Annotated in this window: 13 protein-coding genes; 7 read left to right on the top strand and 6 right to left on the bottom strand. The window is 45.8% G+C overall.

Going from position 1 to position 15,927, the window contains the following annotated elements:
* Window positions 1–252: 252 nt before the first annotated feature.
* The gene (locus NFI80_RS02055) at window positions 253–504 is read left to right on the top strand and encodes a hypothetical protein (RefSeq protein ID WP_252172092.1); all 252 of its coding nucleotides are present in this window, start codon (window positions 253–255) and stop codon (window positions 502–504) included.
* 624 nt (window positions 505–1,128) lie between these two features.
* Here the strand turns inward: NFI80_RS02055 and purL are convergent.
* The 4 genes from purL to NFI80_RS02035 form a co-directional block, all read right to left on the bottom strand.
* Entirely contained in the window at window positions 1,129–4,797 is a 3,669-nt protein-coding gene (gene purL / locus NFI80_RS02050) for a phosphoribosylformylglycinamidine synthase (RefSeq protein ID WP_235164553.1), read from the bottom strand.
* Between the two features lie 128 nt (window positions 4,798–4,925).
* Window positions 4,926–5,321: a type II toxin-antitoxin system VapC family toxin gene (locus NFI80_RS02045; RefSeq protein ID WP_235164552.1), complete on the bottom strand. Its 396-nt coding sequence runs from the start codon at window positions 5,319–5,321 to the stop codon at window positions 4,926–4,928.
* Complete coding sequence (locus NFI80_RS02040) at window positions 5,322–5,537, bottom strand: antitoxin AF2212-like protein (protein WP_235164551.1); 216 nt, start codon at window positions 5,535–5,537, stop codon at window positions 5,322–5,324.
* A 61-nt stretch (window positions 5,538–5,598) separates the two neighbouring features.
* Window positions 5,599–6,426 (bottom strand): SGNH/GDSL hydrolase family protein, encoded by an 828-nt coding sequence (locus NFI80_RS02035; RefSeq protein ID WP_235164550.1) that lies wholly within the window; start codon window positions 6,424–6,426, stop codon window positions 5,599–5,601.
* 114 nt (window positions 6,427–6,540) lie between these two features.
* Here NFI80_RS02035 and NFI80_RS02030 point away from each other — a divergent pair, with 114 nt between their 5' ends.
* Both NFI80_RS02030 and NFI80_RS02025 read left to right on the top strand, forming a co-directional pair.
* Complete coding sequence (locus NFI80_RS02030; protein WP_235164549.1) at window positions 6,541–7,095, top strand: DUF4468 domain-containing protein; 555 nt, start codon at window positions 6,541–6,543, stop codon at window positions 7,093–7,095.
* A gap of 169 nt (window positions 7,096–7,264) precedes the next feature.
* Window positions 7,265–7,585 (top strand): hypothetical protein, encoded by a 321-nt coding sequence (locus NFI80_RS02025; protein ID WP_235164548.1) that lies wholly within the window; start codon window positions 7,265–7,267, stop codon window positions 7,583–7,585.
* Between the two features lie 13 nt (window positions 7,586–7,598).
* Here the strand turns inward: NFI80_RS02025 and NFI80_RS25580 are convergent, their stop codons facing one another.
* Complete coding sequence (locus NFI80_RS25580) at window positions 7,599–7,733, bottom strand: hypothetical protein (protein WP_255703552.1); 135 nt, start codon at window positions 7,731–7,733, stop codon at window positions 7,599–7,601.
* 65 nt (window positions 7,734–7,798) lie between these two features.
* Window positions 7,799–8,905, bottom strand: coding sequence for a Fic family protein (locus NFI80_RS02020; protein ID WP_235164547.1), 1,107 nt, complete (start codon window positions 8,903–8,905; stop codon window positions 7,799–7,801).
* Window positions 8,906–9,162: 257 nt separating this feature from the next.
* Here NFI80_RS02020 and NFI80_RS02015 point away from each other — a divergent pair, with 257 nt between their 5' ends.
* The 4 genes from NFI80_RS02015 to NFI80_RS02000 all read left to right on the top strand — a co-directional run bounded on the left by NFI80_RS02015 (window position 9,163) and on the right by NFI80_RS02000 (window position 15,910).
* Window positions 9,163–10,683, top strand: coding sequence for an ArnT family glycosyltransferase (locus tag NFI80_RS02015; RefSeq protein ID WP_235164546.1), 1,521 nt, complete (start codon window positions 9,163–9,165; stop codon window positions 10,681–10,683).
* A 100-nt stretch (window positions 10,684–10,783) separates the two neighbouring features.
* Entirely contained in the window at window positions 10,784–11,344 is a 561-nt protein-coding gene (locus NFI80_RS02010; protein ID WP_233796483.1) for a TetR/AcrR family transcriptional regulator, read from the top strand.
* Window positions 11,345–11,437: 93 nt separating this feature from the next.
* On the top strand, window positions 11,438–12,616 hold the full coding sequence (locus NFI80_RS02005; RefSeq protein ID WP_235164545.1) for an efflux RND transporter periplasmic adaptor subunit: 1,179 nt from the start codon (window positions 11,438–11,440) through the stop codon (window positions 12,614–12,616).
* Window positions 12,617–12,748: 132 nt separating this feature from the next.
* Window positions 12,749–15,910 carry an efflux RND transporter permease subunit gene (locus NFI80_RS02000; RefSeq protein ID WP_235164544.1) on the top strand — a complete coding sequence of 1,054 codons (3,162 nt, stop codon included), beginning with the start codon at window positions 12,749–12,751 and terminating at the stop codon, window positions 15,908–15,910.
* The last annotated feature ends 17 nt before the right edge of the window (window positions 15,911–15,927 follow it).

Below are 15,927 nucleotides of genomic sequence, written 5' to 3'. Positions count from 1 at the left end.
ATATCTGGCAGGCAAACTAAGCATCAAATTCCACAGAGAACATTATCACTTTTCCTAAGGAGGCTTTGGTATATCGAAAGGTTTAGGCAAGGCCTCGAAATTGCGCAAAGGCCAGGATAAATCCTGGACCCATGTTTATGAACCGTACCTGATGGCACTAACTTCCGACAAGAAAAGTGCCACCAAAGGCAAGGATAAATCCTGACCCGAGATATGAAATGTGCCTGACGGCACTTACATCCAACAAGAAAAGTGCTACCAAAGGCCAGGATAAATCCTGACCCGAAATATGAAATGTGCCTGACGGCACTTACATCCGACAAGAAAGTGCTACCAAAGGCCAGGATAAATCCTGACCCGAAATATGAAATGTGCCTGACGGCACTTACATCCGACAAGAAAGTGCTACCAAAGGCCAGGATAAATCCTGACCCGAAATATGAAATGTGCCTGACGGCACTTACATCCAACAGGAAAAGTGCCGTCAGGCACTACAATCCATAACCCGGGATTTCAATCCCGGAGAAAAACAAAGGCCAGGATAAATCCTGACCCATAATATGAACCGTGCCTGACGGCACTAACATGAACCAAGAAAAAGTGCCGTCAGGCACAACAAATACATAACCCGGGATTTCAATCCCGGAGATAAAACAAAGGCCAGGATAAATCCTGACCCGAAATATGATCCGTGCCTGACAGCACTAACATCAACCAAGAAAAAGTGCCGTCAGGCACAACAAATACATAACCCGGATTTCAATCCCGGAGAAAAAACAAAGGCCAGGATAAATCCTGACCCGAAATATGATCCGTGCCTGACAGCACTAACATCAACCAAGAAAAAGTGCCGTCAGGCACAACAATCCATAACCCGGGATTTCAATCCCGGAGAAAAAACAAAGGCCAGGATAAATCCTGACCCGAAATATGAACCGTGCCTGACAGCACTGACATCAACCAAGAAAAGTGCCGTCAGGCACAACAAATCCATAACCCGGGATTTCAATCCCGGAGAAAAAACAAAGGCCAGGATAAATCCTGACCCGAAATATGAACCGTGCCTGACAGCACTGACATCAACCAAGAAAAGTGCCGTCAGGCACAACAAATCCATAACCCGGGATTTCAATCCCGGAGAACGCCCTCAACCCACTTCCGGGCGTTCACAAATGCCTCCAACCAAGGACTCACCTCATCTTTCCTTCCTTCCGGATAGTTGGCCCAGTGCCATTGGAAAAGTGATCTTTCGATGTGCGGCATCATTACCAAGTGGCGGCCTGTTTCGTCGCATAGCATCGCAGTGTTGAAACCCGAGCCGTTAGGATTGGCTGGATAAGTTTCATAGGCATATTTGGCAACAATCTTGTATTGATCTTCCAAATACGGGAAGTCAAACCGGCCTTCACCGTGGGATACCCAAACGCCTAATGTGCTGCCTGCCAGTGTGGAAAGCATGACGGATTTGTTAGGCTGAATCGTCAGCGAGGTAAAAATACTTTCGTGCTTACCGCTCGCGTTGTGCAGCATTTTGGGTTTTTTCTCGTGGCTTTCATTGATCAGCCCAAGCTCAACAAAAAGCTGGCAGCCGTTGCAAACCCCGACCGACAATGTATCCTCACGTGCAAAGAATTTTTCAAGCGCGACTTTGGCTTTCTCATTATAAAGAAATGCCCCGGCCCAACCTTTCGCAGAACCCAGAACATCGGAATTGGAAAACCCTCCTACTGCACCTATGAACTGTATGTCTTCCAAAGTTTCCCGACCCGAGATAAGATCCGTCATATGCACATCTTTCACATCAAAGCCAGCCAGATACATGGCATTCGCCAATTCTCTTTCCGAATTACTTCCTTTTTCACGAAGCACCGCTGCCTTCGGTCTCGGCTTGGACTCATCGATAACAGGCTTTTTACCATCAAAATGAGCAGGGAATTTGTAGCGCAGCAAATGATTTTTATAATGATCAAAACGCTCCTTAGCAAGCTCCGGTTTGGTTTGTTTCCTGTCTAATAAATAGGAAGTTTTAAACCAAAGATCACGCAAAATCTCAATATCAAAATCCCACTTGCCAGCAGCATCTTTCACCGTCAGTGTGGAAGCCATATTAACGGCCCCGATCTTATGGAAATCAACGCCCTGCGCTTCCAGTAACGATTCGGCAGACTCGTCGGCCTGGAAAACGATGCCAATATTTTCAGCAAACAGCTTTTCGATAATATCCTGATCACCAAGTGCTGAAAGATCAATGGAAGCGCCCAGATCACGGTCTGCAAAGCACATTTCAAGCAATGTTGTAATCAAGCCGCCGCTGCCGATGTCATGACCAGCCTGGATTTTACCTTCTTTGATCAATTGCTGGATCGCATTAAATGCAGTTTTGAATTTGTCTGCGTCCTGAATATCAGGCGTTTGATCACCAATTTTATTCAATATCTGAGCAAATGACGACCCGCCTAGCTTGTATGTATCTCCCGAAAGGTTGATATAATAAATTGATCCGCCTGTCTTTTTCAAAACCGGCTCAACCACAGCAGTAATGTCATCACAATGTCCGGCCGCTGAGATAATGACCGTTCCCGGCGCAATCACTTCGTCATTTTTGTATTTCTGCTTCATCGAAAGCGAATCCTTGCCCGTTGGAATGTTGATTCCCAGACTGATCGCAAATTCCGAGCAAGCTTTCACAGCCTTATACAAACGCGCATCCTCGCCTTCGTTTTTGCAAGCCCACATCCAGTTTGCAGACAGCGAAACGCTCGTCAGATTATCTTTCAATGGTGCCCAAACAATGTTGGAGAGCGCTTCCGCAATGGCATTACGACTTCCCGCAGCAGGATCAATCAGTGCCGAAAGCGGTGCATGACCGATTGATGTTGCGATTCCATCTTTTCCCTGAAAATCAAGCGCCATAACGCCGACATTGTTCAACGGCAACTGCAAAGGTCCCGCGCACTGCTGCTTGGCCACATGCCCGCCCACGCAACGGTCCACCTTGTTCGTCAGCCAGTCTTTGCTTGCTACTGCTTCCAGTTGCAGCATTTGTTCCAAATATTCATGCAGCTTGCCAATTTCGTAAGTGACAGGCCCGTAATTTCTTTCAATGGTTTTGTCAGCCATCACCGTTTTAGGCGAACTGCCAAACATATCATCCATTTCCAGGTCCATCGGCTTCGCACCGGTTTTCTCAGACTCGAAGGTAAAACGATGCGTACCGGTCACTTCACCCACCTGATAAAGTGGTGCGCGTTCACGGTCGGCAATGCGTTTCAATGTTTCAAGATTTTCCTTACTGATTACCAGCCCCATACGCTCCTGAGACTCATTACCAATGATCTCTTTGGCAGAAAGCGTCGGATCGCCCACAGGCAATTTATCCAGGTTAATGTGCCCGCCTGTTTCTTCAACAAGCTCGGAAAGGCAGTTCAAATGTCCGCCGGCACCGTGATCGTGGATAGAAACAATTGAATTGTTACCGCTTTCCACCATCCCACGAACAGCATTGGCAACGCGCTTCTGCATTTCAGGATTGGAACGCTGGATCGCATTAAGCTCGATGCCGGAACCAAACGCGCCCGTGTCGGCAGAAGAAACCGCCGCACCGCCCATGCCGATCCGGTAATTCTCACCACCCATCACCACGATCTGATCGCCGGTTTCAGGTTTGGATTTTTTGGCCTGATCCGCAATGCCATAACCAACGCCACCTGCCTGCATGATCACTTTATCATAACCTAACTTCCGGCCTAGCTCCTCATGCTCAAATGTTAGCACGGATCCTACGATCAGCGGCTGTCCGAATTTATTTCCAAAATCAGTTGCCCCATTAGAAGCCTTGATCAGGATATCCATAGGCGTCTGGTAAAGCCATTCGCGTTCTCCAACGCCTTTTTCCCAAGGCCGGTTTTCCTCTAATCGAGACAAAGCCGTCATATAAACCGCCGTGCCTGCCAGAGGCAAAGAACCTTGTCCGCCTGCAAGTCGATCACGGATTTCTCCACCAGAACCCGTTGCGGCACCGTTGAATGGCTCAACGGTTGTAGGGAAATTATGCGTTTCCGCTTTCAATGAAAGAACGGATTCAAAATCTTTAATCTCGTAATATTCAGGAACATCCGGTCTTTTTGGCGCAAATTGCTGCACAACCGGCCCCTTCACAAACGCAACATTATCCTTATATGCAGAAACGATCGAATTCGGATTTTCTTCCGAAGTTTTACGGATCAGCTTGAACAAGGAAACCGGCTGCTCCTCACCGTCAATCACAAACGTTCCGTTAAATATCTTGTGACGGCAATGCTCCGAGTTGACCTGAGAAAAACCAAAAACTTCTGAATCTGTTAATTTGCGGTTCAGTTTTTCAGCTAATTTATTTAAATAATCAACCTCCTCATCACTCAGCGAAAGGCCTTCCTGCTTGTTATAAGCAGCAATATCAGCCACTTCCAGGATAGATTCCGGTTGGATGCTGATTGTATAGATGTCCTGGCTCAGCTCGCTGTATTTCTGCGAAAGCATCGGATCGAAATCCGTAAAATCGGCTGACACTTTTTTAAATTCCTCAATGCGTATGATGCCCTGGATGTCCATATTCTGGGTAATCTCAACGGCATTGGTGCTCCACGGCGTAATCATCGCCGCACGGGGACCAACAAAAAACTCCGTGATGACGGTTTCATCCCGGAGTTCCGCGCCGCCAAAAAGCCAGCTTAATTTGGAAGTATCTGATTTTGTTAGCGTTCGCTCTATCTGGACCGCAAAAACAGTGTTCTGTTCGTCTGCAAAAAAGTAGATCATGGTATCGAATTATGGCGCAAAGGTAACTGATTTTTTTCCCAATGCCCATTTGAAGTGGAAAAATTGCGCTCTTGTAAGGTAACAGTCAAAATCAGTACAGTTGTTCCGTTTCCTCCGATTTTTCAACCCTACCAAAGAATTTCCACCAGATTCTGATAATAAGCAAAATGCTGATCGATACTCACAATCGCGGCTTTTTCCGAGATTGCAGTTGCAATGATCAGACGATCAAAGGGATCACGGTGTTCTGGATTAAGTTCGAGGCTATGATACTCCAGAAGATGCCTATTTTCAATTGAGATAGTTACAATTCCGGCATTTTTAATGTCTTGAAATATATCCGTCAGCGATTTACCCAGGGTTAGTTTGCTTAATTTGAGCTTAATCGAAATCTCGAAAAGACTTATCGCACTTATCAGAACCTCATTATTCGTATCTTCTATAATTTGTCTGGCTTTGTGTGAGATTTGGCGATCACCTTCGATAAACCATAACATAGCATGTGTATCCAGCAAAACTTTCATTTACATATAATCTTTTAAGTCGTCCAGAGGATCATTAAAGTCCGGACTTAGTGTGATGTTCCCGTTTGAAATACCAAAAGGGCGTCTTATTAAAGTTTCAGCAGGCATTTCAGTTTCCTCGAATATGACTACGACTTTGGTTTTATTCTCAATTTTTGGCTTATGATCAAGGATAACCTGTCCATTTTCATAGGTGCCTTCTATAACAGTAAGCATAATCCTGAGTGTTTTCTTAACTCAAATATACCCAATTGTCGGCAATTTGCCTTCTCATTATTCACCGCAAACCCTTCCACTTCTTTTCAACCATCTCCGCAATGATCTTGTAGCCCTTGTCGGATGGGTGCAAGCCATCATAGGTCATGTTGATAGATTCCGGAGGATAGGGATATTCGTCTTTTTCTGGGTCAAACGGGACAGTGGTGTAGTCTGGGTAGGTGAAGTTCGTGTAGTTGCCGGTGGCTGGGTCTTTGAGTTTTTTAAAATTAACCATATTTTCAACCGTCATACCGCTATCATGATAAAGATCCACAACAGGGATTTTTTCGAGTTTGCCAATGGCCAAAATGGCGTCGGCAAATTCTTCCAGGTTCTGCCCGTTTTTAGACTTATAGGAGCCGAATGCATTGTTTTTCTGGTTGTTAATATAGACAAAATCACCTCTTTGCATGGGCGTTATCAGAATGATCTTCGCCTTTTTGTTCAACTGCTTTAATTTATCGGTAATCACGCGAAATGCGCCATATACGGTTTTAGTCCCCGTTTTTTGTTCATAATCAGAAATAGTGCCAAGATCCTTGCCCTGCCACCAATCATTTGTCCCTAAAAAAACACTGTAAACTTCCGCCTCAGGCAATTCCAGCGTTTCAATTTTATCCGCAATGTTGATCGACGTCCAGCCGTTGTAACCCTTATTAATGTAGCTGACACGCGGAAATTTTTCGCTAATTAACGTCATATATCCTTTGGTAATCCGGTTGCCGGTTTCGTCCTGATGATCATTCAGATAAGTGATCGAATCGCCGATAGCGACCCAGGAAATCCGGCGGGGAGCCGAGGCAAGGCATGTCAAAAATATAACCAGGAACAATAAATACTTTCTCATATGGGTTCAGGATAAGTGGCAGCCCGAATATATTAATTCCCGGGGAACCGGCCGCCGATCACGCTGCCAAAACTTTTGTTATTACCTTTATCACCCAAAACATCCGCAATCATTTTGAAAAAATTACTTCTGATCCTGCTTCTTTTTATTGGCCAAAAAGGCTTTTCCCAATCTGGCTTACTCCCGCTCGACGCGCAGAAAAACGTGTTCTATTCCGATTCCGGACAGCCCAAGAAATCGAAATCAGAAATATTCAAAGAAGCCCAAAACTGGATCAGCAAGACCTTCGGCAACTATGAAAACGCAGTCACATTTGAAGACCCGCAGCTGGGTAAGCTCATTCTAACCAGCTACGCGCCAGTGTCCAGCATTACTTATGAATATGTCCGTTTTGACCTCACCATTGAATGCAAAGACCAGCAGTACAATGTCCGGATTGACAAGCTGGACGGTATTTCTACCACGCACAGCCCCGTCAGGCTGGGGGTAAAGGACAATGATGCCGTGATGGAAAAGGAAGTGGCCGTCAAAACCGAGCAAAGCAAGAAAAAACGCACGGAAGCGGAAAATAACCTGAAAAATGCAAAAGCTGACCTTGACGGGATCAATAATGCCATGTTCAAACTCATGTCAGATCTCAAATTGTCGCTGACAGCGTCGGCAGAATAGTTGACTGATAAAATAAGGATTTTTTGCAAAAGCAACATGGCTATCTGTTCCAGCCAGTTAGCTGCCTGTATGCCTTATCCTGAGAATAAAAATGCTTTTGTGTGCAACGTTTGATACGCTTCCTTACTCCTTGTGTCAGACTATCGCCCTTAAAAAGCATCACTACTCAATGGACTTCGAACGTGAAATTACCTTGAAAACCGGGAGGTGTGTAAAGGTTTTTGCCAATGCTGTACAAAATCATTCACGGGTGGCTTTCGAGCTCATCGTACTTGTGAAGGATCCTGATGAAAACACATTTTACCCTCCTATCGGGCCCAATCATTCCAAATACTGGCAATTAAAAAGGCTTAATGCACAGCTGGCTGGCATCTTACAGCTTCGTCATAGCGGCGTTTCGGATCGGGAGATGAAACAAATCCTTGACGAACTAAACGAAATGGTTGCCGACAACGAGGCCAGTCATGCTGCCGACCTAAAATACAGCTGATATAATGATCCTTTTAAACCGTAATCTCACTTCCTCCGTTTTCAAACAAAATCCGCGCATAGTCCTCGATATTCAGAACAGGTGAAAGTCGTTGAAACCCGGCCAGCTCATCTTTAAATTTATTATAAGTCTCCGGATTCCATGCCATTGTGTTATTTGTTTGTTGTGATTATCGCTCAGGTTGCTGATGCTGGCAGTTCTTTATATAATCTTTTAGCCAATCGTGAGGTTGTGACGGACGCTCCTACCGCCGCCCTCGGCTTGTAACACGTTCATTTCTAGCAATGTTTGCAAATCGCGGGTGGCTGTGGCTTTTGAGGTTTTGGCAATGCTCATGTATTTTTTTGCTGACATTCCTCCATCAAAACCGGCTGGACCCGCTTCGAGCATGCGTTGAACCACTTTCAGCTGGCGTTCATTGAGACGCTCTTTATGCTGGTTAAAAAACTGTGTTTTCTTTAATGTAAAATCAATCAGTTCACGGCTTTCGCGCTGCGCTTGCAATGTAATGTTTACAAAATAGTTGATCCATTCTGTAATGTGATTGCTCCGTTGCGCCTTTTTCAGAGCGGCGTAATAACCCTTTCTGTCGGCTTCTATGGTCCGCGACAAGCTCATCATAATGGGGCGCCCTAATGTTTGGGATAATGTTTTTTCGGCAATTGCACGGCCGATCCGACCATTCCCATCTTCAAAAGGGTGAATGGTTTCAAAATACAAATGCGCAATGGCAGCCCGAACCGGTGCGCTGCTAATGACACGGTTTCCGCCCGGCGCTGTTTCGTTAAACCAAACAAGAAAACGCTCCATTTCTGCCGGAACAATAGCTGATGGCGGCGCTTCAAAATGCACTTCTTCTTTCCCTATGCTCCCAGAAATCACTTGCATAGGCTCAGCGCCCGTTCGCCAACGCCCCACCTGAATGCGGGTTTCTGATGTAAAGAGGAGCTTATGCCAGTGGAATAATGCTTTATCAGTAAGCGGCTCAGAGAATGTTTTACGCACATCCACCATGAGTGCGCCTATGCCACGTGCCTTTGGATCGCGGACTTGCTCATGCGTTTCGTTAAGGCCAAGATTATTCCTTATCGACGACATTACGTCGAGCCTACTCAAAAACTCTCCTTCGATCTCCGATGTTTTGATAGCCTCGGAAAGCATGACTTCTAAGAGCGATTCCTGCTGAATATCCGGTGGCAGAGATCTGAGAATACCAGTGATTTCACCAGTTTCCATAGCAAAATCATAGAGTATTGCCTCTACATCGTTGCTTGAAAACACAAACTCGGGCCAGTCCGAAAGTTCCCAATTATATGCCATGAGCCGATTAAATTTCCTATTCGGCTCAAATATATGCAAATTTTGAGCCGAATAAGTGTTTTATTCGGCTCAAAGCTGTAACTCAAATAACTAATAACTACCCGTTAAGCAGAACCATTACGCAGGCCTTGCAACTTATTTCCATTTTTCAGCTAGTTATAATAAAAAAAATTGGATTGCTCATTGAAAGTGCAAGCGAATTGCCAACTTAGTTACTTCAAAACGAAAATAAGAAAATCTGCCTTCAACCTCTTGAAATGAATAAGAAAACGCTGTTTCTCTGCCTTTTTATTCTTGTAAAGTTTATCCTGCACTACGTGATCATTGCGCCGGAATATGATCTGCACCGGGATGAATATTTGCATCTCGATCAGGGTAAACATTTGGCCTGGGGATATTTATCGGTACCACCGTTCACTTCCTGGATCTCTTATATCATCCTGCTGCTCGGAAATGGTGAATTCTGGGTGAGATTTTTCCCGGCGCTTTTTGGTGTGTTAACATTGGTTACGGTTTGGAAGGCCATCGAGGCGCTGGGCGGTGGTTTGTATGCATTGCTGTTGGGTACAACAGCCATCACTTTTTCGGTGCTATTGCGCATGAATATGCTTTATCAGCCCAATTCCGCCGACATTCTGGGCTGGACAATGCTCTATTTTTGCATTCTTCATTATCTCAAAACAGAAAGAAATAGATGGCTTTACATAGCCGGCATTGTGCTTGGTTTTAGTTTTCTGAATAAATATAACATTGTGTTCCTGGTGGCTGGCCTGGTTCCCGCGCTGTTGCTTACAGGAAACTTTAAAATACTCAGAAACAAGTCATTATACATTGCAGCACTCATTACGCTGATTATCATCTTGCCGAATTTGCTTTGGCAGTATCAAAACAATTTTCCGGTTATTCATCACATGAAACTGCTCGCCAAATCGCAGCTGGTGAATGTGAACAGAATTGATTTTCTCAAAGAGCAACTTCTTTATTTTATAGGCTCGATCTTCGTTATCCTGGCTGCATTTGCTTCTTTTTTTACCTATCCTGCATTCCGAAAATACCAGGCATTTTTCTGGTCGCTTGTGTTTACGCTCGCTTTGTTTACCTATCTGAGGGCCAAGGGATATTATGCCATCGGGCTCTATCCGATCTTCATCGCGTTCGGAGCGGTTTATCTTGAATATTTATTTCAAAATCGCCTGATATGGCTCCGGCCCGTGTCCATTTTGATCAGCTTAGCATTGTTCATTCCGATTTTTCAGGTGGCATTTCCGACTAAAAGTCCGTCTGAAATTGCGAAAAACTCGAAGCCGTATCAAAAACTCGGCTTGCTTCGCTGGGAAGATGGAAAAGACCATGAACTGCCCCAGGACTTTGCGGATATGATTGGCTGGAAGGAACTTGCACAAAAAGTGGATGCGGAATACGCGAAAATCATTGACAAAAAACACACGGTTGTGCTTTGCGATAATTACGGACAGGCAGGTGCGATTAACTATTATTCCAAATTCAAAAATATCCAGGCAGTGACCATGAATGCGGATTACATCAACTGGGTGCCTCTGGATGAAGAAATTAAACATTTGATCCTGGTTCAGAATGCAGATGATGACGATCCGGAACGAAACAAGGAAAAACCGCTTTTCCGGACAATCCGCCGCATTGGAAAAGTAGAAAACCCCTACGCACGCGAGCACGGAACGAGCATTTATGTGCTGCTGGACGCAAAAGTTTCCATCAATGATATTCTGAAAAGCGACATTGAGGAAAACAAATGGGATTAATGCTTGACAAACTCAAACAACACCCCTACCTTTGCTAACACCGTTAGGTATATTTTGAAGAATGGGAATAGTTGAACGAAGGATAAGGCAGAAAGAAAACATGCGGACCAATATCTTGTCCGTTGCCTTGCAGCTGGTAAAGGATGAAGGTTGGCAGTCCCTGTCGATCCGGAAAATCGCCGATGCCATCGAGTACAGCGTTCCTGTCATTTACGATCACTTCGAAAATAAAGAAGCCATCCTTTTTGAACTTTCTATGGATGGTTTTCGGTTGCTGGAAAGAACGCTCGAAAAGAACAAGAAAAAATACCAGGACCCAAAGCAACTACTCAAAGCACACGCCGAGGCCTATTGGAGCTTCGCATTCAAGAATCCTGAATATTACCAACTGATGTACGGACTGGGTATGCCCTGCTCCGGGATCGGAAAAGTGAAACCTCAGTTAAACTGTTTCCGCGATTATATCGGGCAGGCCATTGAGGGAATTGTAAAGGAAAAAAAATCGAGCGATGATGAAACCTGCTTTAAAATTTATGCGTTCTGGTCGGTACTTCATGGTTTGATTTCAATCGTAATGATGCGCTGCTCCGATATCGACGATTCTACAATGAACAAAAAAGTAATGGATGACACGGTGGAAGCATTCATAAAAAATTTATAATTTTTTTGAAAATAAGCTAACACCGTTAGTTATAATAACCACACTATCTCTGAAAAAAGTCTATTTCCACCACAAAAAACAACCTTCATAGCCGTGAAAAAGGACCAACTAACCAAAACAAGAAAGCTTGCCTCAATTCTATTCTTAACTTCAATGGCCGGCGCATTTTACAGCTGCGGCTCTTCCACAGCCAACGCACCGGCCGAAATGCCAGCCCAGTCGCTGCCCGTACTCACCGTAAGTGACCAGCAGGTTACAGCTTACAGGGAATTCACCGCATCCATAGAAGGAAGCCGCGATATCGAGATCCGCCCGCAAGTAGACGGTTACCTTGATAAAATCTCGGTCGACGAAGGTGCGTATGTACGAAAGGGTCAGACGCTCTTCCACATTGATGCACGCCCGTATACCGAGCAGCTGAACACCGCCAACGCAAGCCTGCAGTCTGCAAAAGCTGCTTTGGAAAGTGCGGCCATTAACGTGGATAAACTTACGCCGCTCGTGGCCAACAATGTGATTTCTGATGTGCAGTTAAAATCCGCAAAAGCAGCTTATGAAGCTGCCAGGGGCAATGTTGCCCAGGCGCAAGCCGCCGTGGATGCTGCCAAAATCAACATTGGGTACACGTCTATCAAAGCACCTGCCGATGGTTATATCGGCACGATTCCTTTTAAGACCGGAAGTCTGGTGGGCAAAGGGACCATGGAAGCGCTTACGGTGCTGTCCGAAACGAAGGACATTCACGTTTACTTCTCGATGAGCGAGCTGGATTTCCTTGAATTCAAAAACCAGTTTCCAGGCAACACCGTGGAGCAGAAAATCAAGCAAATCCCTGCTGTTGAGCTGCTTCTGGCCGATAACAGCGTGTATCCGCAGAAAGGAAAAGTTGAAGTTGTAGAGGGCCAGTTTGACAAAACCATGGGCGCTATCAATTTCAGGGCAACATTCCCGAACGTTAACGGACTCTTGCGCTCAGGTAACACCGGACGTGTGCGGATTCCCAGAGAGCTTACCAGATCTGTCCTGATTCCGCAGGAAGCCACATTTGAACTGCAAGACAAGGTGTTTGTTTACACACTTCTGGACAGCAATAAAGTGGAAGGCCGACCAGTAACAGTTTCTGACAGAAGCGGCCGTTACTATCTGATTTCCAAAGGCTTGAAACCCGGCGAAAAGATCGTGTACAACGGTTTGGACAGACTCAGGGACGGAATGGCCATTGCGCCTCAGAATATGTCAATGGACAGCCTGCTGCTAGCCAATCCTATATAAGCTGATTTAACAAAAAAGTGGTCCCACCCCACGAATAGCGCCATAGCGACCTTATGCTATGGACCGCTATCCGTGTGCAAAACAAAATTCACTCAACCATGCTCTGACACTCCGGAGCACAACAGCATACTTATGTTTCAGAAATTTATAGAAAGGCCTGTTCTTTCGACGGTTATCTCCATCCTTATATTACTATTAGGAGGTATCGCGCTGACGACATTGCCTATTACCAAATTCCCCGACATTGCCCCGCCGACTGTACAAGTCACAGCGGTTTACCCCGGCGCCAACGCCGAAGTGGTTGCCCGTGCGGTGGCCACGCCGATTGAAGAAGCCGTAAACGGTGTTGAAAACATGACCTATATGACGTCGTCGTCCAATAATGATGGCACGATGGCGCTGAATGTGTATTTCAAACAAGGCACAGATCCTGATATTGCGGCAGTTAACGTGCAGAACCGCGTATCCAAAGCAGTAAGCCAGATTCCTCAGGAAGTAGTCCAGGCCGGGATTTCGACGCAGAAGCAGCAGAACAGCATCATTATGTTTGTGGCTTTGTCCAGTGAAGACAGCACTTATGACGAGACGTTCTTATTAAATTATATCAAGATAAATCTGGTGCCTCAGCTGCAACGTATACCCGGTGTCGGACAGGCCCAGCCATTCGGAACCAGGGATTATTCCATGCGGATTTGGCTGAAACCCGACCGCCTTGCGGCCTACAAATTATCGCCGCAGGAAGTTACGAATGCCATTCGTGAGCAAAGCCTTGAAGCGGCACCGGGCCGTTTGGGTGAGAGTAGCAAGGAGGTTTTCGAATATGTATTGAAATACAAAGGAAAGCTAACGCAGAACACTGAATACGAGAACATTATCATCAAAGCCAATAGTGATGGTTCGGTAATCCGGTTGAAGGATCTGGCCCGGGTTGAGTTTGGTTCTTACACCTATTCATCCAATGGCAAGTTAAATGGCGATCCTTCATCCGGCGTAGCCGTTTTCCAGACTGCGGGAACAAACGCAAACGAGATCCTGATCCAGGCCGAAGCATTGCTGGCTGATTTCGAAAAAACGCTTCCTAAGGGTATGAAGACGACCATTATGTACAACTCCAAAGACTTTTTGGATGAGTCCATCGGTCAGGTGCGGACGACATTGATCGAGGCATTTATCCTGGTTTTCATCGTCGTGTATATATTCCTGCAAGATTTCCGTTCGACATTGATCCCGGCCATTGCGGTGCCTGTGGCCATTGTAGGGACGTTTTTCTTCATGCAGATTTTTGGTTTTACCATTAACTTCCTGACGCTGTTTGCATTGGTTCTTGCCATCGGGATTGTAGTCGATGATGCCATTGTCGTCGTCGAGGCCGTCCATTCCAAGATGGAGCTCACGCATATGGATGCCCGCCCTGCCACAAAAGAATCGATGAACGAGATCTCTGGCGCTATCATTTCCATCACACTGGTTATGGCCGCGGTTTTTGTTCCGGTTGGTTTTATGCAAGGTCCGGCCGGGGTCTTTTACCGGCAGTTTGCCTTCACGCTGGCCATAGCAATCTTAATATCAGCACTTAACGCCTTGACATTAAGCCCTGCATTATGTGCATTGTTCTTGAAAAACCCGCATGCGAATCAGTCACAAAATGGACATTTAGTCCAAAAAGGCTTTTCTGCCAGGTTTTTCTCTGCTTTCAATACAGGTTTCCAGACGATGACGGACAAATATATCCGCAGCCTGCAATTCCTGGTAAAACGTAAATGGATCACCATCGTTGGCTTGCTGGTTATCACAGGATCAACACTTTGGTTAACACAAACAACCCCGACGGGTTTTATTCCGACAGAGGACCAGGGCTTTCTCCTATATGCGCTTAACACGCCTCCGGGAAGCTCGCTGGACCGTACGCAACGCGCTATGGCACAGGTTGATAGCATTGTAAAAGGCTCGCCGATTGCCGAGAACCGTTACATTGTGGAAGGGATGAACATTATCTCCAATTCCAATGCATCGCCATATGGTGTTGGTTTTATCAAGATGAAGCCTCAGGCGGAACGCGGTGACGTGAAGAATTTTGATCAGATCGTAGCTATGATGTCGCAGAAAGTAAGGGCTGTGAATGATGCCAACGCGTTTTTCTTTACATTCCCGACCGTGGATGGTTTCGGTAATGTGAGTGGTTTTGAATTTATGCTGCAAGACCGCGGCAATGGTTCGCTGGAAAAGCTAAGTGCTACAACCAATAAGTTTCTGGCGGCTTTGATGCAGAAAAAAGAGATTGCTTATGCGTTTACCACATTTGCGACTGCAAATCCCCAGTATATGCTGGACGTCGACAATGCCAAAGCGAAGCAACTGAATGTGCCCGTGAATGAGCTTTTGCAAACACTGCAAATCTATTATGGCAGCAGCTTTGTCTCGGATTTCAACCGTTTCGGTAAATATTACCGGGTAATGGCGCAGGCAGATGCCTCCTATCGGGCCAATCCTGCCTCTTTGAACAATATTCATGTTAAGAATACGGAGGGTGAAATGGTGCCTGCCAACCAGCTTGTGACATTAAAACGCGTTTTCGGACCTGAAACAGTTACGCGCAACAACCTGTACAATGCCGTTGCGATCAACGGAACACCGAAACCCGGGTATAGCACCGGGGATGCCATACGCGCCGTGCAGGAAACTGCAGCAGAGGTTTTACCAAACAATTACCGCACGGAATGGACGGGTATGACAAGAGAAGAAATCAATGCAGGTTCGCAGATCCTTTTGATCTTTGTTTTGAGCCTCGTGTTCGTTTATTTCTTGCTAGCGGCTCAGTATGAGAGCTATATCCTGCCTTTTGCGGTGATTTTCACGATCCCTCTGGGTGTTTTCGGAGTAATGCTTTTCATTAATTTATCGGGCATTGAAAACAACATTTATGTGCAGGTCGGCTTGATCATGCTCATCGGTTTGCTCGCCAAAAATGCCATCCTGATCATTGAATATGCGGTGCAGCGCCGTAAAGCGGGCATGACGATCGTTGAGTCGGCGATGGAAGCTTCGCGGTTGCGGTTAAGGCCCATTTTGATGACATCATTTGCCTTTATCGTGGGATTGATCCCCTTGATGAGAGCAACCGGCGGTTCAGCTTTGGGTAACCGTTCTATCGGAACAGGCGCGGTTGGCGGGATGTTGACGGGCGTGATATTCGGGATTTTTGTGATCCCGGTTCTGTATGTCATTTTTCAATATTTACAGGAGAAATTTGTCGGTAAGCCCAAAGAACTGGGCAGTGAAAGTGCAGCACATTGATCTGCCTTTTTGAAATA

This window comes from Dyadobacter chenhuakuii (assembly GCF_023821985.2).
Classification (GTDB): Bacteria; Bacteroidota; Bacteroidia; order Cytophagales; family Spirosomataceae; genus Dyadobacter; species Dyadobacter chenhuakuii.
The sequence above is the reverse complement of the archived record's forward strand: the minus strand, read 5'-3'. Positions and strand labels throughout refer to the sequence as shown.

Excerpts from the sequence above, each read along its gene's own strand:
- purL (WP_235164553.1), bottom strand. The coding sequence starts at position 4,797 with ATGATCTACTTTTTTGCAGACGAACAGAACACTGTTTTTGCGGTCCAG.
- NFI80_RS02045 (WP_235164552.1), bottom strand. The coding sequence starts at position 5,321 with ATGAAAGTTTTGCTGGATACACATGCTATGTTATGGTTTATCGAAGGT.
- NFI80_RS02040 (WP_235164551.1), bottom strand. The coding sequence starts at position 5,537 with ATGCTTACTGTTATAGAAGGCACCTATGAAAATGGACAGGTTATCCTT.
- NFI80_RS02035 (WP_235164550.1), bottom strand. The coding sequence starts at position 6,426 with ATGAGAAAGTATTTATTGTTCCTGGTTATATTTTTGACATGCCTTGCC.
- NFI80_RS02025 (WP_235164548.1), top strand. The coding sequence starts at position 7,265 with ATGGACTTCGAACGTGAAATTACCTTGAAAACCGGGAGGTGTGTAAAG.
- NFI80_RS25580 (WP_255703552.1), bottom strand. The coding sequence starts at position 7,733 with ATGGCATGGAATCCGGAGACTTATAATAAATTTAAAGATGAGCTGGCC.
- NFI80_RS02020 (WP_235164547.1), bottom strand. The coding sequence starts at position 8,905 with ATGGCATATAATTGGGAACTTTCGGACTGGCCCGAGTTTGTGTTTTCA.
- NFI80_RS02015 (WP_235164546.1), top strand. The coding sequence starts at position 9,163 with ATGAATAAGAAAACGCTGTTTCTCTGCCTTTTTATTCTTGTAAAGTTT.
- NFI80_RS02010 (WP_233796483.1), top strand. The coding sequence starts at position 10,784 with ATGCGGACCAATATCTTGTCCGTTGCCTTGCAGCTGGTAAAGGATGAA.
- NFI80_RS02000 (WP_235164544.1), top strand. The coding sequence starts at position 12,749 with ATGTTTCAGAAATTTATAGAAAGGCCTGTTCTTTCGACGGTTATCTCC.